The following is a 25,598-nucleotide window of genomic DNA, read 5'->3' as shown; positions in this document are numbered from 1 at the left end:
GATCACTCGGGCTTCAAGAGGGAATGGGCTGCAAAAGGGACTCCAGGGATCCGAATGCGGCCCAACTGCAACCACCCACACGGGTTTCAGGAAAAGATGGGCCGCAAAAAGGGACGGGTAGTTAGGGTTACTCCTTGATGGCGGAGTGCATCGCGGTGATGCCGAACGTGAGGTTCTGCCAGCCGCAGTCGGACCAGCCGTTGGCGTTCACGATGGTGGCGAGTTCCTCTTGGTCGGGCCACGCGCGGATGGATTCGGCAAGGTACTCGTAGGCCTCGCCGTTGGAGGAAACCTGCTTGGCTACCAGTGGCAGGATCCGCATGAGGTATTCCTTGTAGACGAAGGAGAACACCGGCAGAATCGGGGTGGAAAACTCGGCAATGGTCAGTCGACCGCCCGGCTTGGTAACGCGGGCCATCTCGCGGAGGGCCTGGCCCGTGTCCTGGATGTTGCGGAGGCCGAAGGAGATCGTGACGGCATCGAAGGTTTCGTCGGCAAACGGGAGGTTCATACCATCGCCGACAACCTTGGGCACGTCGCGATGTGCACCAGCCGCGAGCATGCCCTGGGAGAAGTCACAGGCCACACACCAGGCACCAGATTTGGCTAATTCCTCGGTAGAAACGGCGCTTCCGGCTGCCAGGTCGAGGACATTCTCCCCCGGCTTCAAAGCAAGGCGCTCGCGGACGCGACGACGCCACATACGATCCTGGCCAAAACTCAGGATCGTATTCGTGATGTCATAGTTCTTGCCCACGTCATCGAACATGCGGGCAACGTCGGACGGGTCTTTTTCTAGGGTTGCTTTAGCCACAAGTGACTAGTCTAGTCAGACGCGCGCACCGAGAGCCTTCGCGGCCCAGCGAGGCAACTCGGGGATGGGGCCGAAGATCGTGAGTGGCACACGCCGGGATTGCTCGATAACAGCGGCGTAGTGCTTGACCAGCTGAGTGCAGAGGTTTTCCCACGTCTTGGGCCGCACTCCGTCACGGGCTGCCTGGCGCATACGGGTATAGTGCCGGGGGTCAAGAATGGTGTCCAACGTGGAGGAGAGCTTCTCCTCGAAGGTGTCGACATCGAGCAGGTAGCCGTCGACACCTTCGGTGATGAGGTCGATGGGGCCACCAGCACGCGGGCCGATGACGGGGACACCCGAGGCAAGCGCTTCCTGAATGGTCTGACAGAAGGTTTCGAACTCGCCAGTGTGGACGAACACGTCGAAGCTGGCGTACGCCTGGGCGAGTTCCTCCCCAGAAAGCGCACCGGTGAAGACTGCGTTGGGGCACTCGTCGACAAGCGCATCCCGATCGGGGCCGGAACCGACGATGACAACCTGAACATCGGGGCGCGCGTCAAGAACCCGGAGGCGACGGACACCCTTTTCTGCGGCGAGGCGACCGACGAAGCCGACGATGACCTTCGTACCCTCCGGATCCCAGGTGAGACGCAGCGCGTCTGAGCGCTTGGAGGGATGGAAGCGAACCGTATCCACACCGCGGCCCCAGTGGTAGATGTTGTGAATGCCGTGAGCTTCGAGCTCCGCGATGGACATGGAGCTCGGGGCGAGCGTGCGCTGGCACATGTTATGAATGTAGCGTGCCCACTCCCAGACTGCGGTGGCAAGAAGCGTGAAGTGATACTTGGTGGCGAAACCTGCGACATCCGTCTGGTAGACAGCAATGGCTGGGATCCGCAGCTGACGGGCCGCAATCGCGCCAGCCGCACCGAGGACGAACGGGCTGGCGAGGTGCACGACATCCGGCTTGAACTTCGCTAACGCGCGGGCGACAGCGGTGGTGGGAACGCCGACGGGAAGAGAGTTAACACCGGGGAACATGATCGTAGGAACCCGAACAATGGGATATCCCTCGTACTCGGCGACTTCTTCTTCGTGACCACGGGCACCCGGCGCGATGACAAGCGCCTCGTGACCTTCTCGACGCAGATGCTCGAGGACGCGCAGCACGGAATTCGTCACTCCATTGATGTTTGGCAAGAATGCTTCTGCCACAATCGCAACTCGCATACCGGCCATTATGCACCCATTGCCTGACAATAACGTGGAAGAAAAGTTAAATGTTGGTGACGTTTTGGTTTCGTGACTGTGCGGCAGAACGACGCCGAGAAATTGCCGTAACCAGGCCAAAGAGCACACCGGCGACGGCAGAGGCCACCGCCAAAATGGATAGCGCTGGCCTAAATGCAAGCGTCCACTGGCGCCCATCCACCTTGACCACATCCGGTCGAGCCGCGTTGTAGGTCACCCACACCCGCTGCCCCTCGTTCAACCCCGTTGGGTACAAAAGGCCAAGCTCAGGGCTTTGAAGCGAACCGTGGACATCCTGAAAATCGATGGCGGTGCGGAGTGTACCCACCGACGTCACGCGTGCTAGGGAACGCACGGGGGCCTCGGCAATGAGGCGATCGTTCATGTACGCGCCGCCGACCATCGCCACGCACATGATGGCCGCAAGGATCCAACTGCCGATGATCGCCTGCTTAATTCGCCTGGTCACACGTGCATCCTCGCGCGCATCTTGGCGTGAATGTCACGCAGGTTGTCCCGGTCGGTGACGGCTTCAATGATGCGGATGCCGTCAGGCTCCGTCTCCAGCTCCTTTTGCAGGCTAGGCAGGTCGATGACCTTGGTGTATTCGATGTCGTAGGCCTCGGCGATGTGGGCAATATCCACGTCGGTGTGCGGTGTGCCGAAGAACGGCTCGAAGGCGTCCCGATATTCCTGTGCTCCCTGCTCGAGGGTCTCGAAGATCCCGCCGCCGTTGTCGTTGGCAACCACGATGGTGAGATTTTCGGGCCGCGGCGAGCCGTCAACAATAAGAAGGCCACCGATATCGTGGAGGAACGTGACATCGCCGAGGAGGGCGACAGTTCGAGGCGCGGTGGGCGCGGTCGGATCCGCTGCCTGATGTGCAAGCGCCACACCGATCGCCTGGCTCACGCTGCCATCGATGCCTGCAGCCCCACGCGGTGAGTACGTGTCCACGCCGTCGAAAGGCAGCCCGGCTAAATGCATGTCCCTGATGGGGTTGGAAGCACCGATGAAGAGGGCGTTTGACTGGTACAGAGAATCTGCTACCGCTGCGGCGACGGTCAGGCCAGTAAATTGTTCCAGTTGCTCACGAACCGCTTCGGCACCAAGCTCGCTCGCTGCGTCGAGCACCTTCAGCCACTCATCACGGGGCTGACCCGTCACTTTCAGGTCTGTGGCGATCTCCTGGGCAGTCCCCTCCGGATCGGTCACATAGTGCTCACCGGGCTGCTGAACAACAATCTTCGGCACCTCGTTGGTGAGCTTCATTACGTCTCGGTGCAGCGTCGGGTGCCCCACCACAACGATCTGCTCCGGCTTGTCTAGCTGGTCAAACATGGCCGCAGCGAGCGGATGCACCGGATGGTACGGCGCCGGTGCCGTGGGCTCAGCAAGGGTGGGCACGTCTTCCAACCCCGGGATTTCCTTCGCCCCGTCTCCCGCAATGACCAGGGTGTTCTTGGTGATATCGAGGCTTACTTCATGCTTGTCGACGTCCGGTCGCACCCACGTCCCCACCGTCGACTCCGGGCTCACGGCCGGGCCGACAAGGGGCACGTCAAACGAAACGTTGATATGGACCTGCGGGTGCTCCAGAGCCACCCCCACAGAGGTCACCGTCGGCGCGTACGGCTCAAACAAACCCTTCTGCACAATCGTCTGGCTCGCGCCCTTGCCCACATAGCGCTCCGGACGATCTGCAGAAAGCACCACAAACGGAGTGGCCGAATAATAGGCCTCCACCATTGCAGGAAGACAGTTTGCGACGGCGGTGCCCGAGGTTGTGACGACGGGAACCGGCCGCCCAGACACCCGGGCCATTCCCAAGGCGGTAAACGATGCAGACCTTTCGTCGATACGCGAATGAACCCTCAGCGAGGACTCCGCAAACGCCAAGGCCAACGGCGCGTTCCGGGAACCCGGACAATACACCACATCCGTCACCCCCGACTTTTGGAGGTCCGCCACAATCTGCTTCGCCAACTCCGGTGAACTAGTCATGACCTCGATTGTAAATAACCCAGGCACTCCTTTAAACGCCGATACCAAAAGTCCTCGTTCTTGCAGGCAGGGAAGTTCGTCGGTGTGACAGGCGTGACATCAATCGCACCGTCCACAATCTGTCGCCTCTCCGCCACGTCCTCATAGAAGAACCCACCCGTACCCAGGCCCGCTGCGGGCTGAACATCTTGGGCCGCAGCAGTTGCCAGGCACGCGTACATCCCCACCGCAGTTTCCAACGCGCTCGACACCGTCACACGCAGCCCCAACTCCTTTTCCACCTTGAGGACGTTCGTCGGGCCCCCCATTGGCTGGCACTTCAAAATCGCGTAGTCAACGCGACCTTTGACCTTCAGCGGGTCGCTTTCCTTGCGAATACTCTCATCGGCTGCCACCTTGACATACGGCCTGACCTGCTCCAACTCCTCGATCGTTGCGCACGGCTGCTCCATATACTCAAGCGGGCCCAGCCGCTTCGCCGCCTCTATCCCTTGGTCGACTGACCAGCCCCGATTCGCATCCACACGAATGGCCGCCTCAGGCATGAGGCGACGCACCGCCTGCACCCGCTCGATGTCATCCTGCAGACTCTGGCCCCGCTCCGCGACTTTCACCTTGACCGTCTTCACCCCAGGAAAACGGGCCAGAATATTCTCCACTTCCCCCGCCGCCACCGCCGGAACAGTACCATTGACCTGGACTTTCGTTCGCTTCGGCGTGGGCACACCGACGTACGCCACCTCCAGCGCACATTTCAACCACGTTGCCGCCTCCGGGGTCTCATACTCGAGAAATGGTGACCACTCCGCCCATCCCTTCGGCCCCTCGATCAGCATTGCCTCCCTGTGGGTGATCCCGCGGAACTTGATCATCGGCAAATCCACAACTCGCGCTCGCTGCGCAATCTCCTCAAAGGTAACCATGGCTTCCAGGGTATCCCTACCCGCCCCTTTTCACGGCCCAAGCGGTGCCATTCAGCGAGTAGGCCGCCCCGGCCGGGCCGCACTAGGAACCACAGGCGTACGGGCACGAAGCCCCCTCCCTCGAAAACGGCCCAAACCACATCGCGCACCCGAGACACACAACCGGTCGGGCCGCATCCGGCACCCAGCCCGTCACAACACGGCCCCAGCGGTGCTAAAGCGCGAGTAGGCCGCCCCGGCCGGGCCGCAATCCAGGTCGAGCAAGCAACCCCGAATGCGCATTCGAAAATCACGTCAATACCGGTCACGTAAAGTTCGTTATTTACAGTACGTGACCAGTATTTTTATTCAATTCGAACGTGCGTGTGTATGCCGTGCTCTATGGTGTATTCCAAACCACTGACCACCACATCACCAAAAGGAAACCACCATGGATTACGGATACATCCGAACAAGGGATCTGGGTCTGACACGGAGCCAAATCCGGCAAAAGATGAAGAACGGAGAGCTGTTCCGGGTTCGCCGGGGTTGGTACTGCACGCACGAACCCACGATTTTCGATCAGCTGCTTGTGCTGCAGGCCATGCATCCAAACCTAGTTTTCACAGGAAAGACTGCTTTAGCGCTCCACCTCAGGCAGCTACCTGAGGGAGAAATCGAAGCAGTAATTCCAAAACACCAGCGGATTCCCAAGATCGCCGGAGTGAAAATCAAGCGAAGCCGGAGTGTGAAGTCTGAAGTTGTCCGGATTTTCCGCTGCGTTTCGATGATCGAGGCAGCGCTGGAAACGCCGGAGGACGAACGACCACGGGACTTGGTGGAAAAACTCAACGAGCATTACGCCAAGCGCAAGGGGAAGAGACAATGGATATACGACATCAAAAACGTCCGGAGAAGGCACTTGGCGCGCGCGGTGAAAAAGGACTTCGCTTACGTTTTGCCGGGTGCATATTCCAAGCAGGAGCTGCGAGTGGGACAAGGTCTGGTGCAGCGGGGTTATGAGGTGGAAATGAGTTTTAAAGTCTGCGGGTACATGTTCGATATCAAGATCAGAAAAACCGATGTACTCGTGGAGCTAGATTCGTTCATGTTCCATGAGGGTGAGGGACGTAAGAGGACGTTTGTAACGGATCGGTGGAAACAAAACGCGGCAACGATGGCAGGACACCGGGTGCTGCGTTTCACCACCGATGACACTTTCCATTACCTGGACCTGGTCCTCGACGAAATCGAGCGAGCAATTCATTTCCAGGAGACGGCTGTTACTGAGGTGTGGAAGGGCCTCGATCCGGCAGTGGCCTGACCGTATAGAGTTACAACCATGACTGATAATCCGTTTGACTCGTCGCAATGGAAGCCTGTTCCAGGCTTTGAGGATCTGACCGACATCACCTATCACCGCCATGTCGGCACGGAGCGCAAGGATGGCATTGTTCGCATCGCATTTGACCGTCCGGAGGTACGCAACGCGTTCCGTCCACACACGGTGGATGAGCTCTATAGGGCTCTCGACCATGCCCGCCAGACCCCGGATGTCGGCGTGGTGCTGCTTACCGGAAACGGCCCGAGCCCGAAGGATGGCGGTTGGGGCTTTTGCTCCGGTGGCGACCAGCGTATTCGCGGTCGCTCCGGCTACCAGTACGCAAGTGGTGATACCGCGGAAACCGTGGATAAGGCACGGGCCGGCCGCTTGCACATCCTAGAGGTCCAGCGCCTCATCCGGACGATGCCCAAGGTTGTTATCGCACTGGTTAACGGCTGGGCCGCCGGCGGCGGGCACTCACTCCACGTGGTGTGCGATCTCACGCTCGCCAGTAAGGAAGAAGCTCGCTTCAAGCAGACGGATGCTGATGTGGGATCTTTCGACGCTGGTTATGGGTCCGCCTACCTGGCGAAAATGGTTGGACAGAAGAAAGCCCGGGAGATTTTCTTCCTCGGCCGCACCTACTCCGCGCAGGAGATGAAGGATATGGGCGCGGTTAACGAAGTTGTGCCACACAAGGATTTGGAGAAGGTGGCTATTCAGTGGGCCGAGGAGATTAACGGCAAGTCTCCCACCGCTCAGCGGATGCTGAAGTTTGCTCTAAACCTTGTCGACGATGGCCTCATGGGACAACAGGTATTCGCCGGTGAGGCAACACGCCTTGCGTACATGACCGATGAGGCTGTGGAGGGTCGCGACAGCTTCCTGGAGAAGCGTGATCCGGACTGGTCTGAGTTCCCCTTCTACTACTGATGAAAACACTGGAGGAACTTCCCATCCCCAGCCGGGGGATGGTGGACGAGCTGGAAAGAGCAATCGCCGGAGAAACGGCATACTGCCCTGTCCCTAGCGGAGCATCAGCAGGAGATCGGGCGCGCGCCACATCGCTGCGCGCAACGCAACGTATTGGGGAAGCCATCGACGATGATGTTGCCCTCGTAGTAGCGACGTCTGGATCGACCGGTGTTCCCAAGGGTGCGATGCTGACTGCCCACAACCTGGTGAGTGGCGCGGATGCGACGCACGCCAGGTTGGGAGGTCCGCGTCCGTGGTTGTGCGCACTGCCTGCACACAATATTGCGGGTCTGCAAATCCTCGTTCGTTCACTGGTAGCGGGCTATGACCCTCTGGTCATGGATGTCTCCCACGGTTTTAGCGTGGAGGAATTCGCGCAGAAGACAGCAGAGATCGGCGAGGGGTGCTACACCTCGCTTGTGCCGAATCAGCTGGCGAAGCTTCTGCAATCGTTGCAGGGAGTGGAAGCCCTGCAACAGTTCGAGGCAATTCTTGTCGGTGGCGCCCCTATCACTGGCGACATGGCGACGCGAGCTGCGCGACTCGGGATCAATATCGTCACGACGTATGGGTCCTCGGAAACCTCTGGTGGCTGTGTGTACGACGGTGTGCCGATCTCTGGTGCAAAGGTGCAGCTCCACGGGGAGCGGATTTGGCTCGGCGGGCCGATGGTGGCGAAGGGCTACCGAAATGTCGCCAGCGAGGAGGCTTTTCCCCAACCGGGATGGTTCCGCACCAGCGACTCCGGGCGCATCGAAGACGGGAAACTCCACGTCATCGGACGGCTGGACGCGATCATTGATTCCGGCGGTTTGAAGCTGCATCCCGAAGTGCTGGAAAAGGCGATCATGCAGATTCCAGGCGTGACGGAGGTGGTCGTGGTCGGTGTGCCCGACGAGCGACTCGGCACGGCGATCTCGGCTGTCTACGCAGGCTCCCCCACCCCAGCGCAGATTATCGAGGGCCTAAGCGATCTGCCGCGTTGGCAGCTCCCCAAGCACCTCAGCCACGTTGCGGCGGTGCCGAGGATGACCAGCGGTAAGGTCGATCGTCGACAAGCAGAAAAGTTAATCCTCAGCGGCGCTGGCCCGAAGTAGAACCTCGAGGTCAGCGGGCGTGTAGGTGGCGGCGATCTGCGCATCGTTGGCGCCGGCGAGGTTGTTCTGGACGAGCGAGGTGAGCTGGGTCGACGGGATGACCGCGAAGTTGCGCGGCTGTGCAAAGACCTGGCGCACCTTGTGCCCGGAACGTAGCTCCATGAGGTGCAGCCACACGTCGTCGGCGTTGGGTGCATGTTCGGCGAAATCACCGCCGTGAGCTGCGACGTAGTCGATGAAGCTGGCTGGGTAGAGAACACCGGAGACACCGGTGGCGAAGTGGAGGATGGATGCGGAGGAGCTGATCGCCTTGGACCATTTGGCGTACGGGCGAATGAGACCGTCGCGTAGCTCGATGCGGTGGGCGCGGTAGGCGACGACGGTGTCGAAGCGGTACTGCCCCACCACCAGCAGTTTTTCCACGAGCCACTCTGGGTAGATGATGTCATCGTCGACGGTGATGACACGAGTGCCGGTACCCGCAACCTCACTGAACTGGTTCCAATACTTCGTGTGCGGCCCGTAATGCCCATCGGAGCAGCGCACCTGAACCCCGCGGTCGATGAGTCGCTGCAGGGACGGCGGGTACGGTCCGCCGTAATCTTCCGGGTCGAGCCACAGGATGATCGGAACCTTGACGTATCCGCGGGCCAGCGACTCGAGAGTGAGGTAAACCTTTTTGAGGCGCGCGCCGTGGGTGGTCAGGGAGATCACAACGTCGCCGTCGCGCGGAATGCGGCCCTGGCCGAAGCGGTTGCGGAGGTTGAGTGGAACCATGCGGCCGAGCGTCAAAAAGATGCTCGCCACCTGGCCGAGCACGTAGCTCACCCACATCCTTGGTCCTCCTTTTGCTTGTCGACGTTTAGTTTTCCATCAAAGCGTGGATAATAGACCACATGCACGCAACCGCTCACGATTGGATCCAAGCCGCCCGACCTCACACATGGCCAAACGCCTTTGCGCCCGTGATCGTCGGCTCCGGCGCCGCCGCCTTCCACTTTGGCTTCGACCTCGGGCACATGTTACTCGCGCTTCTTGTGGCTTGGTCGCTCATTCTAGGCGTGAACTTTGCAAACGACTACTCCGACGGAATCCGTGGCACCGACGAAGATCGTTCCGGTCCGCTCCGCATCACGGCGTCGGGCAAGGTCAACCCCACCGTGGTGAAACTGGCCGCATTCGGATGCTTCGGAGTTGCTGCCATCTTTGGCCTCATTCTCACAGTCAGCTCCGGGCATGTATGGATGATTCTCATAGGAATTATCTGCATTCTCGGTGCCTGGTTCTACACCGGTGGCTCCCACCCCTACGGCTACATCGGACTAGGCGAAGTCGCCGTCTTCATCTTCTTCGGCCTCATCGCCGTACTCGGCACCGAATACACCCAAGCCGACCACATCTCCTGGGTAGGGATCTGCTCCGCCATCGGCATCGGCTGCATCTCCGCAGGTGTCAACCTTGCTAACAACATCCGCGACATCCCCACCGACGAAGCCTCCGGCAAGATGACACTGGCCGTCCGCATCGGCGATTCCCGTTCCAGGCTCCTCTTCCAAATCCTCGTCGCCATGCCGTTTATCATGTCTTTCTTTATCGCCGGCCAGACCGTGTTCGCCCTCATCGCCTTGGCGGCACTCCCCCTCGCTGTCATTGCCGTCATGCCCGTCAGAGAAGGAAAAACCGGCCGGGATCTCATCCCTGTACTGGGACTGACCGGCCGGTGCATGATTGTGTGGTCCGTTATCACCGCACTTGTACTAGCGCTTACGTAGCTCCTCATCCATCCACTTCTTGTGCTCCTTCCGCTGCCGATCCCACTCGGCGAGCTCCTGCGTCACCCGCAGCCTCAGCCCCCGGAACAGGAACATCGACAGCGGGAAGGCGACGATGAGCGCCAGCAGTGCGGAGATCATCAGCGGGAATGTCACCCCCACAAGAACGGAAAGGCCCTGAATAACGGCCGTCAGCACGACAAACAACAACAGACGTGCCAACCCGTACAAAACGACATCCAGCCACGCGCGGTGGCGCAGCTTCTTATCTGGTGTAGGTGCAGTATCGGTCACAAGGGGTAAGCATATTAAACTAAATCTGAAACCTACAATCCAAGGAGGAGTTTCGTGGGACGTGTCCTGATACTTGTCCTCATCGTTGTCGCCATCTACCTGGTCTGGAAGGCCTTCGGGCCACAAACCTGGGATCGCACCCCGCAGGCCCCCGAGATCAAGGGCCCCGATGACGACGAGGAATTCCTCTGGGAGCTGGAAAAGAAGCACTTCAAGGAGATGCGCGCCCGGCAAGAGGCCGAAGAGGCCGAAAGGGAGCGTCGCCGCCGCGAGGGGAAAGAGCGCTAGTTTCTCTGCTGTATTAGATCCGTTTGCAGCCCGTTCAGTGTGGTGCTTTCAGGGGTTGGTAGGAGTTGGGCCGCTTTGGCTCTGGGGCTGACCTGAAGATGGCCCACGTGCTCCCGGGGATTCGGCCATTCGGCGAAGCTGGGCTGCAAAAGGAATGCGCTTGCATGACTGGAGGAGGATATAAGAATGAGGATTCGGTGGCCATGGCAGCGGTGGCGAAAATATGACCTGACCGTCAACGAGTATAGCTTCCGTGTGTGGGTCAACCCTGTGCAACGGGATGTACACTGGCTCAATTGCCCGAGCCAGTACGTGCCTAGTGGCTACTCGTCAGCAGCGTATGTTGCAGATGGAGGATCATGGCTCGACCGATGGAAGCTCCCAATCCCCTCTGAAGAGGATATGCGAGAAGAAATCAGTTATTGGCTTGAGAACATCGATGACCCAGATGAGTGATCCCGAAGGTGGCCCGTCGTCATCCAACCACCCGAGCTTTAATGGAAGATGGGCCGCAAACGGAATAGCGGCCAATTCAATTGCGGCCCGAGGGGAATCGCGCGCCCAGGAATCGATGCCAGATGGGCCGCAATCGGGAACAAACCTAGTGGAACTCGCGGTCTACTACGGAGCGTAGGTACGTGCCGTAACCCGACTTCTCCAGTAAAGCGGCCTGCTCCAAGAGCTGTTCGGTAGAAATGTAGCCCATGCGCCAGGCGACTTCCTCGGGGGCGCCAATTTTCAAACCTTGGCGCTGTTCGATGGTGCGGACGAAGTCGCCGGCGGCCATGAGCAGATCGACGGTGCCGGTGTCGAGCCAGGCGGTGCCGCGCGGGAGAACCTCGACGTGGAGGGCACCTTCTTCTAGGTAGCGGTTGTTGATGTCGGTGATTTCGAGTTCGCCGCGGGCGGAGGGCGTGAGGGATTTGGCGATCTCGATGACGCGGTTGTCGTAGTAGTACAGGCCGGGAACGGCGTAGTTGGAGGCGGGGTGAGCAGGCTTTTCTTCAAGCGAGAGGGCGCGCCCGTCGGAATCGAAGGAGACAACGCCGTAGGCGGTGGGGTCGGCAACCCAGTAGGCGAAGATGGCGCCGCCGTCGATGTCGCGGAAGCGGCGGAGCTGGGTGCCAAGGCCTGGGCCGTAGAAGATGTTGTCGCCAAGGACGAGGGCGACGGAGTCGTCGCCGATGTGGTCCTCGCCGACGATGAAGGCCTCGGCAAGCCCGCGGGGTTCGTCCTGTTCAAGGTAGGTGAGCGTGGTGCCGAATTGTTCACCGGTGCTGAGCAGGCGGCGGAATTGGGGCGCGTCCTGCGGGGTGGTAATGATGGCGATGTCAGTGATGCCGCTGAGCATGAGGGTGGTCAGCGGGTAGTAGATCATCGGCTTGTCAAAGACGGGCACAAGCTGTTTGGAAATGCCCTTGGTGATGGGATACAGCCTAGATCCCGTCCCACCTGCGAGGATGATGCCCTTCATCTAGGCATCCGCCCACGTTGCGCGCACCACGTCCTCGAATGCTTTGCACTCGTTGTAGCGCGGCAGTTTCACCTCGCGAAGCCCCGGCGCGTTTTGATCTTTATCACTCAAAATAACGTCGCGAGACGGCCAGTCAATGCCGAGTTCCTCGTCGAAGGCATTGATGCCGTGCTCGTGGGAGGGGTTGTACCCCTCGCTGCACAGGTAGGCGACGGTGGAATCTTCCAGCGCGACAAAACCGTGTGCGAAGCCGACGGGAAGGTAGAGGCTGTGCCGGTTTTCTGCGGATAGTTCAACACCGATGTAGCGTCCGAAACTCGCGCTCCCCTTGCGGATGTCGACGGCAACGTCCCAGATCCGGCCGCTGATGCACGAGACGAACTTGGCTTGTCCCGGGGGGACGTCGGCGTAATGGAGACCTCTCAGGACTCCGCTTTTCGACGTCGATACGTTTGCTTGCTGGAGGTCGAACGGGAAACCTACGGCTTCCTCAAAGTCGGTGGCCTTAAACCATTCATGGAAGGTTCCCCGGTCATCTGGGTGAATCTCGGGGACGCTAAGTAAGACTCCTGGTAGGTTCGTTTCCTGCAGCATGCCCCCAGTTTAGCGCGTAGGACACACCGACGATGCTAAGAATGATTGCCAGCGCCACAGATACGGGCAGCAGGATAGCGGTGGCGATGCCGAAGATGACCATGCCGGTGGGGATTGCGGCGGTGTTCACCAACTGACCCTTGGTGGCGAACTGATGGACAAGACCTGCCGAGTCGAAAGATTGCCCTGCCACATCCCAGGCAATCCCGGCCATGGTGGTCAGCGCGGAGCTAAGGGCTGCCGCCGCGACGATGAGCGCGACGGATGGTGCCCACATGAGGAAGATGACGTAGACAGCAGAAAGCACAAGAGCGAGGGCCTGCTTGTACCTAAACGGGAATCTCATTACGATGGATCCTGCTGATCCTGCTAGGGAGCCGACGGCGGCACCAGCAGCCACCCAACCCCACATCCGCTCGTCGAAATGCTGCATGACAAGGGTCGGTGCAGCCGTGCCGAGGAAGCCGATGGAGGCGGATAGCACGAACCAGGTGGCGAGACCCGGGTTGACCCACGCGGGAAGCTTTTCTTTTGCGTAAGACTCCTCCTCTGGCGCGCGATGTGTTCCGCGTGTGAGCGGCCAGAAGCTGGCGAGGATGAGGATAGAGACGGCGAAGCTGGCAGCGTCGACAATTAATGCCGCCTCGAAGCTTGCGTGCACCGTGATGAACGTGCCAAGCAGCGGACCGCAGACAAAGAGCACGTCCCCTACTGCCGATAGCAGGCTGTTGAGCTTGACCTTCTCGTTTTCTGTCTCGCAGACGATGCTGATGAGCTCGAATCGGGCCGGGTTAAAGAAGGCTGTTGCTAGCCCGTAGGTAAGGCACGAAACGAAGAATGCCGCCGCGAAGTGGGAGCTTTGGGCCACTACCCACCACAGGAGGAGGAGCTGGGCGAGCATGCGAACGATATCGGAGAGGATCATCCAGCGTGCAGGGAATGTTGGTGCGGGCATGCGTTGCGCCGCGATGGATGATAGAAGGCGTCCGAGCCAGAGTGAGAGCAGGACGATGGTTAGGAGCCTGCCGGATTCGTCTAACCGGTAGGACTGGATGGCGAAGCTTGCGGGGATGATGCTGTCGCCGACCCCTGAGATGGTGTAGGCCAGCGCGGTGCGGGTTTTTCCGCGTCCGTTCAAACGGTGTCTCCTTTTTCTTTGGCGGCTGCATTCGCAATTGCTGCGCAGTTGATGAAACCACCGATTGTTGTGGCGTAAGCAATGAGAATGATCGCGAGGGCAATATCCACATAGCCATAGGCACGCAGACGGGGAGCCGCTGCTTCATGTCCACGCTCCCACGCAGCGTCGCTTCTCTTCGTCTGCCTCGTTCGAATGCCAAGGCTCCCATTGCGCGGGATGGTGGAAGCCACAGCGCCGAGGAACGCGATGGACACCGAAGAAACAACAAGGGAAATTCCCACGAGGTGACTACTTTCAGCTAGACAATGAGATCCGACGTAGGCACCAGGTTACAACTTTTCCCTCCACCCCCCACTAGGGGGTATTATTGCAATTAAATTTTTCATTCAACAAACAACCGGTTAGTTTTCGGGTCTTTGAACTTGTATGCTCATAATCATGAAATTGATGAGACGCGTCTCGCTTCTAGGTCCAGCGTTTGTCGCCGCCGTGGCCTACGTCGATCCAGGTAACGTAGCGGCAAACATCACCGCCGGCGCACGATACGGATTCCTTCTTATCTGGGTCCTCGTCCTCGCCAACGCGATGGCCGTCGTCGTCCAGTACCACTCCGCCAAGCTGGGGATCGTGACAGGGAGGTCACTCCCGGCGCTACTGGGCGATACGATGCCACGCACGCCGCGCCTCTTGTACTGGATCCAGGCAGAGATCGTCGCAGGCGCAACCGACATCGCCGAGGTGGTCGGTGGCGCCATCGCCCTCAATTTGTTGTTCGATCTTCCGCTTCTGTGGGGCGCAATCATTACTGGCTTGGTTAGCCTGCTACTCCTGGCTATTCAGGGCGGTGGCCGCCAACACATCTTCGAACGCGTCGTCATCGGGTTGCTGCTCATCATCGCCGTTGGGTTTTTGGCAGGACTTGTCATTGATCCCCCGAATCCGGCAGAGGTAGCCACGGGACTTATCCCCCGCTTCAAGGGGCCGGATACGGTCATGCTGGCGGCAAGTATGCTTGGCGCGACAGTCATGCCGCACGCCATCTACCTGCACTCCACGCTCGTCGTCGACAGGTTTGGGGACAAGGGCCACAGCACGAAGGAACTCATTCACTCCACCAAGGTCGATGTTGTCGGTGCGCTGATCCTTGCGGGCCTGGTGAACATCGGCCTCCTCGTTGTGGCTGCAAACTCCCTATTCGGAGTGGAGGGCACCGACTCGATTGAGGGAGCACACCGCGCAATTGTGGAAAACCTCGGCTCCGGAATCGGCTTTATTTTCGCCATCGGCCTGTTGGCTTCCGGGCTTGCCTCGACCTCCGTCGGCGCCTACGCGGGCTCGGAGATCATGCGCGGGTTGTTGCACATCAACGTGCCGATTCTTGCCCGCCGCCTGGTCACCCTCATCCCGGCGATCCTCATTATCGCCTGGGGAGCGGATCCGACAATGAGCCTCGTGTGGAGCCAAGTGCTCCTCTCCGTAGGTATCCCCTTTGCCGTCATTCCCCTGTTCTGGGCGACGGCAAGCAAGAAGGTCATGGGCGAGTACGCCACGGGGACGAAGACGAATGTGATGAACATTGTCATCGCCGCCATTGTTATTGCGCTTAATCTAGCGCTTGTTCTCTAGCCCGGTAGATCTTTTCGGAGCGATCCCGGGCTTCTTCCCACCAGCGTTTATTCGCACGGTACCAGTCAATAGTCTGGGCTAGCCCCTCGGTAAACGAGGTGTAGCGCGGCTTCCAGCCCAAGGCCTCCACGGAGGAGGGGTCTATCGCGTATCGACGATCGTGTCCAGGCCGATCCGTCACATGGATCACCTCGGCTCCCGGGTAGTGCTTCACCAGCTCGTCGACCACCTCACGGTTGGACAGCTCCCCGTTGGCACCGATCAGGTACGTCCTGCCGATCTCACCGCGCTCAAGGATCGCCCACACCGCGGAGTTGTGATCGTCCACGTGAATCCAGTCCCGAACATTGAGCCCGTCGCCGTAGAGGCGCACGGGCTCGCCGTTTTCCAGGGCGAGGATCTGCCGGGGAATGAACTTTTCCGGGTGCTGCCGCGGCCCATAGTTGTTCGAGCAGTTGGAGATCGTCGCCCGCAGACCGAAGGAACGCCCAAAGGCGCGGACGATGTGGTCGGCAGAGGCTTTCGACGCCGAGTACGGGGACGACGGCCGGTACGGGGTGTCGGGGGTGAAGCGTTCGCCACCGGTCAGCGGAAGATCGCCGTAGACCTCATCGGTGGAAATATGGTGCAGACGAACGTCGTGGCGCGCGCAGGCGGCGGCAATAACGGTCGTCCCCTCAACGTTGGTGCGGACGAAGGCGAGCGGATCGCGCAGGGAATTGTCATTGTGGGATTCGGCGGCGAAGTGGACGACCACGTCGGATTGCTTCACCAAAGCGTCGACAAGCTCCTCATCGAGGATGGAACCATGGACGAGACGGCAGCCCTCCGGAACCGAAGCGGGGTTGCCCGCGTAGGTGAGGGCATCGAGGACGGTGACCTCGTGATCGTAATGCGCACGGGTGTAGTGGCAGAAGTTGGAGCCGATGAAGCCCGCGCCACCAGTAACAAGAATGTTCATACCAGCTTCAATCCTACGATGCCACCGACAATCATGGCAGCAAAGATGACCTTGAGAAGCGACACGGGTTCCGCGCCGGTGAGAAAGGAGTACAAGAGGGCACCGACGCCGGCCCAGACCGCTTACGACGTGCCGACGGGGAGGGCCGCATGGCGAATGCGAGGCCACTCATGGAGATGGCGCACGCGATAAGGAAGACAAGCGACGGGACGAGCCGGGTGAAGCTGTGGGACAGGGACAGCGCCACAGCCCACACGGATTCGAACAAACCGGAAACAATGAGGATAAACCAAGCCATAACTGTAGCCGTCTTTGCTGTTGACCTGGGTACGGCTCCCTTGTCCGGTCGAGCGGTTTAAACCCCAGCGTATGAGTGCATGCCGGAGACCACCAGGTTGATGACGAACAGGTTGAACAGCATCGTGCCCAGCGCCACGATATTGATCCAGGCGGCGATCTTGCGCCACGCAGGGGTTGCGCGAACATGCAGGTAGGCGGCGTACATCACCCAGGTGATGAGGGAGAAGGTCTCCTTCGGATCCCAGCCCCAGGGGCGACCCCACGCAGACTCGGCCCACAGTGCACCCAGGATGATGCCCAGGCCGAAGACCGGCAGGCACCACACGGCGAGCTGGTAGGCGACGCGGTCGATCGTGTCGGCGGACGGCAGGATGGACAGCGGGAACACGTCCGGCTTCCAGCGCTTGAGCAGGTACAGGATGCTGGCTACACCCGAGAACATGCCGATCGAGGCGCCGATGGACACGCAGGACACGTGGAACGGCAGCCAGAAACTCTTCAGCGCCGGGTTCAGCGGGCCGGCACTGACATACAGCTGCGTTCCGCCGTAGAACATGAGCGCCACGATGGGAGCGAGAAGCCACGGCCACAGGGACACAATCTTCGTGCGGGTGATCACAAAGGCCGCAATGAGCATGGTGAACGCGGCAATCATGGAGATGTACTCGTACATGTTGCCAAACGGGAACCGGCCCGTACTCAGGCCACGCAGGATGATGGACACGAACTGGATGACAACGCCAAGCCAGACGAGTGCCGTCGTCATGCCTGCGAAACGGTCCGCCCTGGAACCGCTTTCGGCGGGCTCGTCGACAGGCGGCCCGCCAGCACCGACGAGCTCACGCTGCTTTTCCTTGGCAGCGTGCGACAGTCCGTAGAAGACAAGCGACGCGGCGAGCGCCACCACATAAATAACCAGCGCCGTCTTGAATGAAAGGTCAGACAGGCCTGCGAGTTCCGAGTTTGCCAGCATAGTGCATCAGTCTAGCGCGAAGAAGTAATATCCTCGAATAAATCGTCGTGCTCAGTCCCCCATCCGGCGTGGTCTGTTCGGGCTAACCCGCCCGTCTCCACCCGTGTGTGACCGTTTTCGGGGGTGAGGCGAACCCACATGCGTCGGCGCTTGGTCATGAGCGAACCGACGAGACCCGCAAGCATGATGAGGGTGGTCGCAAGCAGCCACCCCTGCGAGGGGTCGTAGGAAACCTGCAGGTTGGCGAAGGGAACTGCGCCGTCGAAGCGGACCGTCGTGCCGTCCTCCAGGGTGACCGTCTCCCCCTGCATGAGGTTGACGCGGGCAACCTTCTGCAGCTCCCCCATCGCGATCTGGCGCGAATCCAGCGAGAACAGCTGTTGACCAGTGCCGGAGTCCAGGCCGTTGTCACCGCGGTAGACATCGATGGCGACGGCCGGATCCGTCAGCTCCGGGAAGGAGGAGGCGAGAATGGTGCCATCCCAGGAGGCCGTCGGGGCGAAAAGGCCCTGCAGGGACACCTGGTTTTGGCGGCGGGTGAGGTCATCCTCGTACAGGCCCGCCGGCGGGTCAAAACGCATGGCACCGGTGGACAAGAGGTTAATCGGGTCGTCGGGGCGGAACTGCAGGGTTTGGGTGCGTTCCTCGCCGTTCGGCCAGGTGACGGTGAACGTCGGCGCGTAGCCGTGACCCTGCAGGTAGACGCGGTAGCCTTCGAGGCGCAGGGGCTCGTTCACCTTGAGGTGGTAATCCTGCCAGTCGGGATTGGCCACGTCCGTGGTGTAGCTGACGTTGGACTCGAACATCTCGGACTGGCCATTGGGGAGGTAATTGGCGTCGAAGTCGTGGATGGTGACGCAGAAGGGTGTCAGGGAGGTGCCGTCGACAAGCCTGCCGGCGCGGAAGGAATCGAAGTTGGACAGGGCGGTGTTGCAGAACTCATTGGACTGCCCATCGACCACAACGATGCGGTGGCCTTCGGTATAGACGAGGCGGCCCCAGGCAATAACCACGAGCATGGCGACGATGCCGAGGTGGAAGATGAGGTTAAAAATTTCCCGGGCGTAGCCCTTCTCGGCACTGAGGGTAAGTGCCCCGGCGCGGTCTTCCGCCGGGGCATACCAGCGGGCGTGCCACCCCTTGAAAACCTTGGTGACCTTTTGTTTTACGATATCGATGGGTTCTTCAACCTGGCCGGATGCGTGCTTGGGTAGGCGCGAGAGGTTGCGGGGCGGGCGCACGGGTTCGCCGCGCATCACCTTGATGTGGTCCCACGTGCGGGGGATGATGCAGCCGACGAGCGAGATCCCCAAGAGGAACCAGATGGCGGTGAACCACGAGGAGGAAAAGACGTCGAAAAGCTGGAGCTTATCCATGAGCTCAGCGGTACGTCCACCAGAAGCGATGTACTCGGTGACCTTCGACTCATTCAGGCTTCGCTGTGGCAGGAGGGCACCGGGGACGGCGGCCAGGGCCAACAGAAAAAGCAGGATGAGGGCGGTGCGCATGCTTGTCAGCCACCGCCAGGCCCGCAGGAAGAATACTTTCACCATTTAGATCAGTGTCGCTCCATACTCCAGGGTGAGAACTTGAATCCAGCCGATAAACCGCGCCCACAGGCCGGTGACCAGGGCGACACCGACGGCGACGAGCAGCACCCCACCCACGATCTGGATGGTGCGCGAATGCCGGCGCAGCACGTCAATGCCCCGCATGGCACCCGCCGAACCCAGCGCCACCAGCACAAACGGAACGCCGAGGCCGAGGCAGTAGAACACGATGAGGAGCACCCCGCGGAGGGCGGTTACCCCCTCCGTTCCGGCGGCGACGGAAATAATCGCCGCCAGCGTCGGCCCGAGGCACGGTGTCCAGCCGAGGGCGAAGACCGCGCCGAGCAGCGGCGCACCGATCCAGGTAGACAGCTTTTTGGGGGTGAGGCGCGTGTCGCGGTTGAGCGCCGGGATGAGCCCCATGAATGCGAGCCCCATGACGATGGTCACCACTCCGCCGACTCGCTGCAGCGTCGTGGCAGACAGGGTGAGGAAGCTGATGGCACCGAAAACGGTCGCTGTGGCCAGCACAAAGATGACGGTGAACCCGGCCACGAAGAGCAGCGCGGCGAGCGCCACCCGGCCCCGGGAGCCCTTCTTCACACCATCGCGGCCGACATCCCCACCGACGATTCCGGCGAGGTACGAAATGTAGCCCGGGACAAGTGGCACGACGCACGGGCTGGCAAAGCTCACGAGTCCCGCGCACGCTGCGGCTATAAGCGCGAGCAGCAGCGGGCCGGAGGCGGCGATCCCGGCGAAAGTGTCGCCCATGCTAGCTCACCAGCTCCTCGATGATCGGACGCAGATCGTCCACGGTCACCTCCGTGAGGAACACGGCGGCCGGACGGTGCTGCCGATCAAGCACAATCGTTGTGGGGATAACAGTGGCAGGGATGCCACCGAGTGCAGCGGCGGTGCGGAACGGCGGATCGTAGATGCTGGGGTAGGTCACCCCATTGTCTGTGACGAAGTCACGGGCGGCATCCTTCTGCGGATCCCGCACGTTAATGCCCAAAACGGTACCGTTATCGCCCAGCTCCTCGTGGATCGCCTCGAGGTCATCCACCTCGGAGCGGCACGGGCCGCACCACTGCCCCCAGGCGTTGAGCACGACAACCTTGTCCTTGTAATCGTCGAGGCTGATCGTCGCGCCGTCTTCCATGAGGGATTCGCCGGAGAAGGACTGCACCGGCTGGCGCTCCTCCTCCGGATACGTGATGACGGTCTGCCCGCCGGGGCTGACGAAGGAGAACGAGCCGCCCACGGCGACCGCATCCTTGCCCGCCGTCTGGTCTTCGGAGCAGCCGGTCAGTGCCGCCGCAGCGACAGCGGAGGAAAGGATAACGGTGGCGAGTTTATGCATCATATCTCTTGCGCAGGCTCCGAATAATAGATATCGAGTATTTCTCCGTCACAATAGTGCAGAGAGGTGACACTAGCCAAAGCGCACTTCCTCCTCGCGGGGTTGTGTGGCAGCGGCAGGCCCGCGACGCTGCGCTGCACCATGACGATGGGGAGCTCGTGGCTGACCAGGATTGCCTCGTGGCCCTCGGCGATCTCCGCCGCCTTCTTGGCGGCGCTGAGCATGCGCGTGGCGATCTGCTCGTAGGGCTCACCCCAGCTGGGGATGCTCGGATCCTTCAGCAGCGGCCAGCGCACGGGATTCCACAGCTGCGAATTCCAGGCGTTCACGCGCAGCCCCTCGAAGCGGTTGCCCGCCTCGATGATGTCCTCCCACGCCTCCGGGTCCTGTCCCGTCACCTGCGCGATGGGCTGGGCAGTTTCCTCTGCCCGCGTAAGGGGCGAGTGCGCGAGCAGGGTGACATCATGGCCGGCGAAACTGTCCGCCGTGGCGCTGGCCATGGCGCGCCCGCGATCGGAGAGGTGATACCCGGGCAGTCGGCCGTACAGGATGCGGCCGGGGTTGTACACCTTGCCGTGGCGCACGAGGTGAACGATGGAGCTCACAGTATTTTCTCCTTTTTTCAGGCTTCTTCCGAGGGGCTACCTGCGTGCGGTTACTTTGTTTCCGTGGCGGCAGCTGCAGCCTTGGCGGCGACAGCGGTGGCCTTCTCGATGCGGTCGAAGTCGTCGTCGGAAAGCGCGGTGGAGACGAACCACGTCTCGAACGGGCTCGGCGGCGCGTATACGCCGTGATCCAGAAGCGCGTGGAAGAACGCCGGGAAGCGGAAGGTCTCGGCCGCTTTCATATCGGCGAAGTTGTGGCCCTCGCCCTCGGCGAAACGGATGGACAGCATGGTCGCTGCGCGCTGGATGTGGTGGTCTACGCCCTCGCGGGTGAGCGCCTCGTCGAAAATGCCGGCGAGCCGGTCGGCGTTGGCGCGGATGATGTCGTACACGTCCTCCGTGGCGTTTTCCAGGTTGGCGATGCCGGAAGCCATGGCCACGGGGTTACCAGAGAGGGTACCCGCCTGGTACACGGGGCCGAGCGGGGCGAGTTTTTCCATGATCTCGCGGCGGCCACCGAACGCTGCTGCCGGCATGCCTCCGGAGATGACCTTGCCAAATGTGGTGAGGTCAGCGGCGACATTGTCGATGCCGTACCAGCCGTTGTAAGAGGTGCGGAAACCCGTCATGACCTCGTCGAGGATGAGCAGCGCACCGTACTTGTGGGCCACATCCTTGAGCTTCTGATTGAAGTTATCCTGCGGCGCGACGGTACCCATGTTGCCGGCAGCTGCCTCCGCGATAATGCAGGCAATGTCCTCAGGATTCTCCTCAAACGCCTTGGTCACGGCATCAATATCGTTGTAGGGCACGACGATGGTGTCGGCTGCGGACGCACCAGTCACGCCGGGAGAATCCGGCAGGCCGAAGGTAGCCACACCACTTCCGGCGCTGGCCAACAGGGCATCCACGTGGCCGTGGTAGCAGCCCTCAAACTTGATCACCTTGGAGCGACCCGTGTACCCGCGGGCCAGGCGTACGGCGCTCATCGTGGCTTCCGTGCCGGAGTTAACCATGCGCACCATGTCCACGCTCGTACGGTCGATGACCAGCTGCGCGAGCTTCCCCTCGGCCTCGCACGGGGTGCCGAAGCTGAGGCTATTCTCGGCGGCCTTCTTCACGGCTTCCACCACGGCGGGGTGAGCGTGGCCGAGCAGCATCGGCCCCCACGAGCCAACGAGGTCAACGTAATCGTTCCCGTCCACGTCGGTGAGGTGGGAGCCCTGTGCCTTGGCGATAAAACGCGTCTGGCCACCAACGGAACCAAACCCGCGCACCGGCGAGTTCACGCCGCCGGGGATGACGTTTTTGGCGGCCGCGAAAAGCTCGGCCGACCGAGAGACATTATCAGATGTGACGGTTATAGAAGTGGAAGAACTCATGGCCTTATTGTACGTTTACGGGTTTCACTGCTACATTAGCGCTCCGCTGCTACGCTAACCTACATGCACTTTGGGATCGATTTTGGTACTACACGCACAGTTATCGCAGCTAGCGACCGCGGAAATTACCCCGTTGTTCCCAGCGAGGATCGCCACGGTGACAGCCACGATTACATCCCCTCCGTCATTGCGATCTCCGGCGAGGAGCTGGTGTGCGGCTGGGACGCGATGGAGCTTCGTGGTACCCCCGGATTCACTCGCTCCTTCAAGCGCGCCCTCTCCGGCCAACAGGTCACCTCGGCCACCCCGGTTCGTCTGGGCACCACCACCCGTACCGTGGGCGAGATCCTTGAGGCCTTTGCACAGTACGTGGTGAGCCACCTGAGGCGGTTTCAAAAAGACCTCGCCGATACCTCCCCCATCGAGGTTGTGCTGGGGGTTCCCGCCCACTCGCACCACGCGCAGCGCCTTCTAACCATGGCCGCGTTTTCCCGCACCGGGATCACAGTGCAGGGGCTCATTAACGAGCCCTCCGCCGCCGCCTTTGAGTACACGCACCGGCACGCCCGCACTCTCAACAGCAAACGTAAGTCCATCCTGGTGTACGACCTCGGCGGCGGTACCTTCGATGCCTCTCTGGTGGCCATCGACGGCGTGGGCCACACCATCGTCAACACCGTGGGGCGCCCCCGGCTCGGTGGGGACGATCTTGACGTCATCCTCGCCGACCTCGCCCTGGCCTCCCTAGGCCACTCCTTCGACGCTTTTTCCGCCACCGCGCGCATGAGGCTTGTCGACGAAGCACGCTCGGCGAAAGAGGCGATAGTGCCGCAGTCACGGCGCATCGTCATCGCCGTGGGGGACGATGACGTCACTATCCCCGTTAAGGATTTCTACGCTGCGGCCACACCGCTCATTGATGAGACGCTCACCGCGATCGAGCCCCTCATCGGCTCCGATTCCCTCCGCGATACCAATATCGCCGGCATCTATCTCGTGGGCGGCACCACATCACTGCCTCTTATCTCCCAGACGCTGCGCAAGAAGTTCGGGCGCCGCGTCCACCGCTCTCCGCTCCCCTCGGCTTCCACCGCCGTGGGGCTCGCCATCGCCGCCGACCCCGATTCCGACTACGCTCTCCACGACACGCTCTCCCGCAGCATCGGCGTGTTCCGCGAGTGGGACGCAGGAAGTGAGGTAAGCCTCGACCCCCTCATTACTCCCTCCACGCCACGCACGGCAACTCGCATCTACCGCGCCGCCCACAACGTAGGATGGTTCCGCTACGGGGAGATCGGCGATGATTTCTCACTCATCGCCGAAATCGGTGTGCCCTTCACCGCAGAGCTTTCTCACCTTTCCGAGGATGATCTCCGGACCATCCCCGTCACCCGCGTCACCGAAGGCCCACTCGTCCACGAGGAGGTCACTGTGGATGACGATGGAATAGTCTCCATCGCCATCGACGTGGACGAGCTGGGGATTCACCTGAGGCGCTGAGCAGCCGCCCGCGCCCCGGCGATGATCGCGGGGACCCCCACACCATCGATCCAGGCCCCGCACACCTCAAGTCCATCAAGCGAGGCGATAGCGTCGCGGAACGCGGCAACATAGGTGAGGTGCTCGGCGTCATAGCGTGGCAGCGCACCCCACCACACCTGCACGTAAGCCTCCTCCAGCTCCCCGGAGTACCCCGTCACCTTGCGCAGATCCTCCTGGGCCCACTCGGTGAGCTTTTCCGGATCCTCCCGCAGCATCTCATCCTGGCCATACTTACCAAAGCTCACCCGCACCAGCGCGCCTCCGCGACGCTCGTAATGGTCCCACTTCTTGGAAGAAATAGTAAAGGCCTTGGCGTGCATATCGGGCTCGTCGGATGCCACCAGTACGCCCGAAATATTCGGCAGCCCCTCGTCGGAGGCGAACTTCAAGCTCACCACCGCGCACGAGGCGAGCTTCTGCTTCTGCGCCTCCGCTGCGGCCGCCGGGCAAAGCTTCTTCAGTTGCATCGCCACAGTCGGCCCCGGCGTGGCGATTATAACACCGTCATAGATGCCATCGCCCGCACCAAGGAGCTTGTACCCTGACTTTTCCTTCTCCACACCGGTGACGAAGGAATCCACGTAAATCTCCGCCCCCGATGCCTCGGCGAGCCTTTCGTACAAAACCTGGTAGCCCTCATCAAAGGTGGCGAAAACAGGCATCGGCTTGGCGGCCGGATCCTGCGTTTTCCCGGCACGCTTATCGGCGATCCGCTGTACAGCCCCGGAAAGCGTGACCTTTGCCCCCTCCTGCTTCATCGCGTCAAACTCCTGCGCAAGCTGCGGCACCGTCGCCCGCACGCCGAGCTCATCGGCATTGCAGGAATACACGCCCCCAAGCATGGAATCCACTAGGTGCTCCACCACATCATCCCCATAACGCTCCCTGACGAGCCTGCCCAGGCTGCGATCCTCCCCCACAGACCAATCGATCCCCTCACCCTGCGCCTCGGCATCAATCCTGGCGCACGACTCGGCTGAGATAATATTTTCCAACCCTGCGGATGAGGCCGGAATCCCCATCACACCACCCCGGGGCAGCTCCTGCAGCATCCCGCCGGAATACACCCGGGAGTGCCTGCCAGCCGGGTACACCAACCTATCCTTAATTCCCAGCTCATCAAAGAAGGCGTGGGCATCCCTGCGGAAATTGATGAAGGCCTCCGCACCCATATCCGTCGGGCCGTGTTCGGCGTCGATGGTAAGAAGCTTCCCGCCGATCCTATCGGTCGCCTCAAAAACCTGCACAGCCGCGTCCGGATGATTCTTCTTCAGCTCATAGGCAGCCGTAAGCCCTGCAAGCCCCGCCCCCACTACCGCATAACGCATGGTCATCCCACCATTTCCTTTCAACACATGAGTCCGCTCATATTCATTGTTAC

Annotated in this window: 27 protein-coding genes and 1 pseudogene; 8 read left to right on the top strand and 20 right to left on the bottom strand. The window is 60.9% G+C overall.

Going from position 1 to position 25,598, the window contains the following annotated elements:
- Positions 1-127: 127 nt before the first annotated feature.
- From CGLUCO_RS02100 to CGLUCO_RS02080, 5 genes are read right to left on the bottom strand one after another with little or no spacing between them, the layout of a single operon-like run.
- On the bottom strand, positions 128-814 hold the full coding sequence (locus CGLUCO_RS02100; RefSeq protein WP_034989240.1) for a demethylmenaquinone methyltransferase: 687 nt from the start codon (positions 812-814) through the stop codon (positions 128-130).
- A gap of 15 nt (positions 815-829) precedes the next feature.
- Complete coding sequence (locus CGLUCO_RS02095; RefSeq protein ID WP_198481440.1) at positions 830-2,026, bottom strand: glycosyltransferase family 4 protein; 1,197 nt, start codon at positions 2,024-2,026, stop codon at positions 830-832.
- A 46-nt stretch (positions 2,027-2,072) separates the two neighbouring features.
- Positions 2,073-2,516, bottom strand: a complete 444-nt coding sequence (locus CGLUCO_RS02090) for a DUF3592 domain-containing protein (protein WP_005390602.1) — start codon at positions 2,514-2,516, stop codon at positions 2,073-2,075.
- Complete coding sequence (menD, locus tag CGLUCO_RS02085; protein ID WP_005394784.1) at positions 2,513-4,051, bottom strand: 2-succinyl-5-enolpyruvyl-6-hydroxy-3-cyclohexene-1-carboxylate synthase; 1,539 nt, start codon at positions 4,049-4,051, stop codon at positions 2,513-2,515. The genes CGLUCO_RS02090 and menD overlap by 4 nt, the downstream gene beginning before the upstream one ends.
- Complete coding sequence (locus CGLUCO_RS02080) at positions 4,048-4,974, bottom strand: o-succinylbenzoate synthase (RefSeq protein WP_084036603.1); 927 nt, start codon at positions 4,972-4,974, stop codon at positions 4,048-4,050. Before CGLUCO_RS02080 ends, menD begins: the two co-directional genes overlap by 4 nt.
- A 571-nt stretch (positions 4,975-5,545) precedes the next feature.
- Between CGLUCO_RS02080 and CGLUCO_RS02075 the strand changes: the two genes are divergently transcribed.
- From CGLUCO_RS02075 to menE, 3 genes are read left to right on the top strand one after another with little or no spacing between them, the layout of a single operon-like run.
- On the top strand, positions 5,546-6,277 hold the full coding sequence (locus tag CGLUCO_RS02075; RefSeq protein ID WP_239171009.1) for a DUF559 domain-containing protein: 732 nt from the start codon (positions 5,546-5,548) through the stop codon (positions 6,275-6,277).
- Between the two features lie 18 nt (positions 6,278-6,295).
- The gene (locus CGLUCO_RS02070) at positions 6,296-7,210 is read left to right on the top strand and encodes a 1,4-dihydroxy-2-naphthoyl-CoA synthase (protein ID WP_084036602.1); all 915 of its coding nucleotides are present in this window, start codon (positions 6,296-6,298) and stop codon (positions 7,208-7,210) included.
- A complete protein-coding gene (gene menE / locus CGLUCO_RS02065; RefSeq protein WP_084036601.1) occupies positions 7,210-8,349 on the top strand; it encodes an o-succinylbenzoate--CoA ligase in 1,140 nt (379 codons plus the stop codon). The genes CGLUCO_RS02070 and menE overlap by 1 nt, the downstream gene beginning before the upstream one ends.
- Here menE and CGLUCO_RS02060 read toward each other — a convergent pair.
- Positions 8,320-9,183 carry a glycosyltransferase gene (locus CGLUCO_RS02060; RefSeq protein ID WP_084036600.1) on the bottom strand — a complete coding sequence of 288 codons (864 nt, stop codon included), beginning with the start codon at positions 9,181-9,183 and terminating at the stop codon, positions 8,320-8,322. The genes menE and CGLUCO_RS02060 overlap by 30 nt on opposite strands.
- 62 nt (positions 9,184-9,245) lie before the next feature.
- Between CGLUCO_RS02060 and CGLUCO_RS02055 the strand changes: the two genes are divergently transcribed.
- Entirely contained in the window at positions 9,246-10,121 is an 876-nt protein-coding gene (locus tag CGLUCO_RS02055) for a 1,4-dihydroxy-2-naphthoate polyprenyltransferase (RefSeq protein ID WP_084036599.1), read from the top strand.
- Here the strand turns inward: CGLUCO_RS02055 and CGLUCO_RS02050 are convergent.
- Positions 10,107-10,415: a DUF4229 domain-containing protein gene (locus CGLUCO_RS02050; RefSeq protein WP_005394773.1), complete on the bottom strand. Its 309-nt coding sequence runs from the start codon at positions 10,413-10,415 to the stop codon at positions 10,107-10,109. The two genes, CGLUCO_RS02055 and CGLUCO_RS02050, sit on opposite strands and share 15 nt — an antisense overlap.
- A gap of 54 nt (positions 10,416-10,469) precedes the next feature.
- Here CGLUCO_RS02050 and CGLUCO_RS02045 point away from each other — a divergent pair, with 54 nt between their 5' ends.
- Both CGLUCO_RS02045 and CGLUCO_RS02040 read left to right on the top strand, forming a co-directional pair.
- Positions 10,470-10,703: a hypothetical protein gene (locus CGLUCO_RS02045; RefSeq protein WP_084036598.1), complete on the top strand. Its 234-nt coding sequence runs from the start codon at positions 10,470-10,472 to the stop codon at positions 10,701-10,703.
- A 186-nt stretch (positions 10,704-10,889) separates the two neighbouring features.
- Entirely contained in the window at positions 10,890-11,159 is a 270-nt protein-coding gene (locus tag CGLUCO_RS02040) for a hypothetical protein (RefSeq protein WP_159447597.1), read from the top strand.
- A 145-nt stretch (positions 11,160-11,304) separates the two neighbouring features.
- On the opposite strand, the gene rfbA is transcribed toward CGLUCO_RS02040, so the two are convergent.
- The 4 genes from rfbA to CGLUCO_RS02020 are packed head-to-tail and all read right to left on the bottom strand — an operon-like array spanning position 11,305 to position 14,193.
- Positions 11,305-12,177 carry a glucose-1-phosphate thymidylyltransferase RfbA gene (gene rfbA, locus CGLUCO_RS02035; protein WP_005394771.1) on the bottom strand — a complete coding sequence of 291 codons (873 nt, stop codon included), beginning with the start codon at positions 12,175-12,177 and terminating at the stop codon, positions 11,305-11,307.
- Positions 12,178-12,771: a dTDP-4-dehydrorhamnose 3,5-epimerase gene (gene rfbC / locus CGLUCO_RS02030; protein ID WP_005390625.1), complete on the bottom strand. Its 594-nt coding sequence runs from the start codon at positions 12,769-12,771 to the stop codon at positions 12,178-12,180.
- Positions 12,734-13,909 (bottom strand): MFS transporter, encoded by a 1,176-nt coding sequence (locus CGLUCO_RS02025; RefSeq protein ID WP_084036597.1) that lies wholly within the window; start codon positions 13,907-13,909, stop codon positions 12,734-12,736. Before CGLUCO_RS02025 ends, rfbC begins: the two co-directional genes overlap by 38 nt.
- Positions 13,906-14,193 (bottom strand): SdpI family protein, encoded by a 288-nt coding sequence (locus CGLUCO_RS02020; protein WP_232621898.1) that lies wholly within the window; start codon positions 14,191-14,193, stop codon positions 13,906-13,908. The genes CGLUCO_RS02025 and CGLUCO_RS02020 overlap by 4 nt, the downstream gene beginning before the upstream one ends.
- 145 nt (positions 14,194-14,338) lie before the next feature.
- Between CGLUCO_RS02020 and CGLUCO_RS02015 the strand changes: the two genes are divergently transcribed.
- The gene (locus CGLUCO_RS02015; protein WP_084036596.1) at positions 14,339-15,538 is read left to right on the top strand and encodes an Nramp family divalent metal transporter; all 1,200 of its coding nucleotides are present in this window, start codon (positions 14,339-14,341) and stop codon (positions 15,536-15,538) included.
- Here the strand turns inward: CGLUCO_RS02015 and rfbB are convergent.
- The 8 genes and pseudogenes from rfbB to hemL all read right to left on the bottom strand — a co-directional run bounded on the left by rfbB (position 15,516) and on the right by hemL (position 22,675).
- Positions 15,516-16,499, bottom strand: a complete 984-nt coding sequence (gene rfbB / locus CGLUCO_RS02010) for a dTDP-glucose 4,6-dehydratase (protein ID WP_084036595.1) — start codon at positions 16,497-16,499, stop codon at positions 15,516-15,518. The two genes, CGLUCO_RS02015 and rfbB, sit on opposite strands and share 23 nt — an antisense overlap.
- Positions 16,496-16,797: pseudogene (locus CGLUCO_RS02005) on the bottom strand (DMT family transporter). The gene rfbB and the pseudogene CGLUCO_RS02005 overlap by 4 nt, the downstream one beginning before the upstream one ends.
- A gap of 57 nt (positions 16,798-16,854) precedes the next feature.
- Positions 16,855-17,772 carry a c-type cytochrome biogenesis protein CcsB gene (gene ccsB, locus CGLUCO_RS02000; protein ID WP_005390636.1) on the bottom strand — a complete coding sequence of 306 codons (918 nt, stop codon included), beginning with the start codon at positions 17,770-17,772 and terminating at the stop codon, positions 16,855-16,857.
- Positions 17,773-17,783: 11 nt separating this feature from the next.
- Complete coding sequence (locus CGLUCO_RS01995) at positions 17,784-19,325, bottom strand: cytochrome c biogenesis protein ResB (RefSeq protein ID WP_084036594.1); 1,542 nt, start codon at positions 19,323-19,325, stop codon at positions 17,784-17,786.
- Positions 19,326-20,096 carry a cytochrome c biogenesis CcdA family protein gene (locus CGLUCO_RS01990; RefSeq protein WP_084036593.1) on the bottom strand — a complete coding sequence of 257 codons (771 nt, stop codon included), beginning with the start codon at positions 20,094-20,096 and terminating at the stop codon, positions 19,326-19,328.
- A 1-nt stretch (position 20,097) separates the two neighbouring features.
- Complete coding sequence (locus CGLUCO_RS01985; RefSeq protein WP_005390639.1) at positions 20,098-20,691, bottom strand: TlpA family protein disulfide reductase; 594 nt, start codon at positions 20,689-20,691, stop codon at positions 20,098-20,100.
- Complete coding sequence (locus CGLUCO_RS01980; protein WP_005390640.1) at positions 20,688-21,293, bottom strand: histidine phosphatase family protein; 606 nt, start codon at positions 21,291-21,293, stop codon at positions 20,688-20,690. Before CGLUCO_RS01980 ends, CGLUCO_RS01985 begins: the two co-directional genes overlap by 4 nt.
- 50 nt (positions 21,294-21,343) lie before the next feature.
- Complete coding sequence (gene hemL, locus CGLUCO_RS01975) at positions 21,344-22,675, bottom strand: glutamate-1-semialdehyde 2,1-aminomutase (RefSeq protein WP_005394758.1); 1,332 nt, start codon at positions 22,673-22,675, stop codon at positions 21,344-21,346.
- Positions 22,676-22,738: 63 nt separating this feature from the next.
- On the opposite strand from hemL, the gene CGLUCO_RS01970 reads away from it, so the two are divergent.
- The gene (locus CGLUCO_RS01970; RefSeq protein WP_084036592.1) at positions 22,739-24,175 is read left to right on the top strand and encodes an Hsp70 family protein; all 1,437 of its coding nucleotides are present in this window, start codon (positions 22,739-22,741) and stop codon (positions 24,173-24,175) included.
- Here CGLUCO_RS01970 and CGLUCO_RS01965 read toward each other — a convergent pair.
- The gene (locus CGLUCO_RS01965) at positions 24,160-25,551 is read right to left on the bottom strand and encodes a protoporphyrinogen oxidase (RefSeq protein WP_084036591.1); all 1,392 of its coding nucleotides are present in this window, start codon (positions 25,549-25,551) and stop codon (positions 24,160-24,162) included. The two genes, CGLUCO_RS01970 and CGLUCO_RS01965, sit on opposite strands and share 16 nt — an antisense overlap.
- Between the last annotated feature and the right edge of the window lie 47 nt (positions 25,552-25,598).

Origin of the sequence: Corynebacterium glucuronolyticum DSM 44120 (genome assembly GCF_030440595.1) — a bacterium.
In the GTDB taxonomy this organism is placed as follows: domain Bacteria; phylum Actinomycetota; class Actinomycetes; order Mycobacteriales; family Mycobacteriaceae; genus Corynebacterium; species Corynebacterium glucuronolyticum.
Note: the sequence above shows the minus strand (reverse complement) of the source record. Positions and strands in the feature narration are given on the sequence as shown.

Excerpts from the sequence above, each read along its gene's own strand:
- menD (WP_005394784.1), bottom strand. The coding sequence starts at position 4,051 with ATGACTAGTTCACCGGAGTTGGCGAAGCAGATTGTGGCGGACCTCCAA.
- rfbB (WP_084036595.1), bottom strand. The coding sequence starts at position 16,499 with ATGAACATTCTTGTTACTGGTGGCGCGGGCTTCATCGGCTCCAACTTC.
- CGLUCO_RS01970 (WP_084036592.1), top strand. The coding sequence starts at position 22,739 with ATGCACTTTGGGATCGATTTTGGTACTACACGCACAGTTATCGCAGCT.
- CGLUCO_RS02080 (WP_084036603.1), bottom strand. The coding sequence starts at position 4,974 with ATGGTTACCTTTGAGGAGATTGCGCAGCGAGCGCGAGTTGTGGATTTG.
- CGLUCO_RS01985 (WP_005390639.1), bottom strand. The coding sequence starts at position 20,691 with ATGATGCATAAACTCGCCACCGTTATCCTTTCCTCCGCTGTCGCTGCG.
- CGLUCO_RS02040 (WP_159447597.1), top strand. The coding sequence starts at position 10,890 with ATGAGGATTCGGTGGCCATGGCAGCGGTGGCGAAAATATGACCTGACC.
- rfbA (WP_005394771.1), bottom strand. The coding sequence starts at position 12,177 with ATGAAGGGCATCATCCTCGCAGGTGGGACGGGATCTAGGCTGTATCCC.
- CGLUCO_RS02055 (WP_084036599.1), top strand. The coding sequence starts at position 9,246 with ATGCACGCAACCGCTCACGATTGGATCCAAGCCGCCCGACCTCACACA.
- CGLUCO_RS01965 (WP_084036591.1), bottom strand. The coding sequence starts at position 25,551 with ATGACCATGCGTTATGCGGTAGTGGGGGCGGGGCTTGCAGGGCTTACG.
- CGLUCO_RS01995 (WP_084036594.1), bottom strand. The coding sequence starts at position 19,325 with ATGGTGAAAGTATTCTTCCTGCGGGCCTGGCGGTGGCTGACAAGCATG.
- ccsB (WP_005390636.1), bottom strand. The coding sequence starts at position 17,772 with ATGCTGGCAAACTCGGAACTCGCAGGCCTGTCTGACCTTTCATTCAAG.
- CGLUCO_RS01990 (WP_084036593.1), bottom strand. The coding sequence starts at position 20,096 with ATGGGCGACACTTTCGCCGGGATCGCCGCCTCCGGCCCGCTGCTGCTC.
- rfbC (WP_005390625.1), bottom strand. The coding sequence starts at position 12,771 with ATGCTGCAGGAAACGAACCTACCAGGAGTCTTACTTAGCGTCCCCGAG.
- CGLUCO_RS02015 (WP_084036596.1), top strand. The coding sequence starts at position 14,339 with ATGCTCATAATCATGAAATTGATGAGACGCGTCTCGCTTCTAGGTCCA.
- menE (WP_084036601.1), top strand. The coding sequence starts at position 7,210 with ATGAAAACACTGGAGGAACTTCCCATCCCCAGCCGGGGGATGGTGGAC.
- CGLUCO_RS02070 (WP_084036602.1), top strand. The coding sequence starts at position 6,296 with ATGACTGATAATCCGTTTGACTCGTCGCAATGGAAGCCTGTTCCAGGC.
- hemL (WP_005394758.1), bottom strand. The coding sequence starts at position 22,675 with ATGAGTTCTTCCACTTCTATAACCGTCACATCTGATAATGTCTCTCGG.
- CGLUCO_RS02095 (WP_198481440.1), bottom strand. The coding sequence starts at position 2,026 with ATGCGAGTTGCGATTGTGGCAGAAGCATTCTTGCCAAACATCAATGGA.
- CGLUCO_RS02060 (WP_084036600.1), bottom strand. The coding sequence starts at position 9,183 with ATGTGGGTGAGCTACGTGCTCGGCCAGGTGGCGAGCATCTTTTTGACG.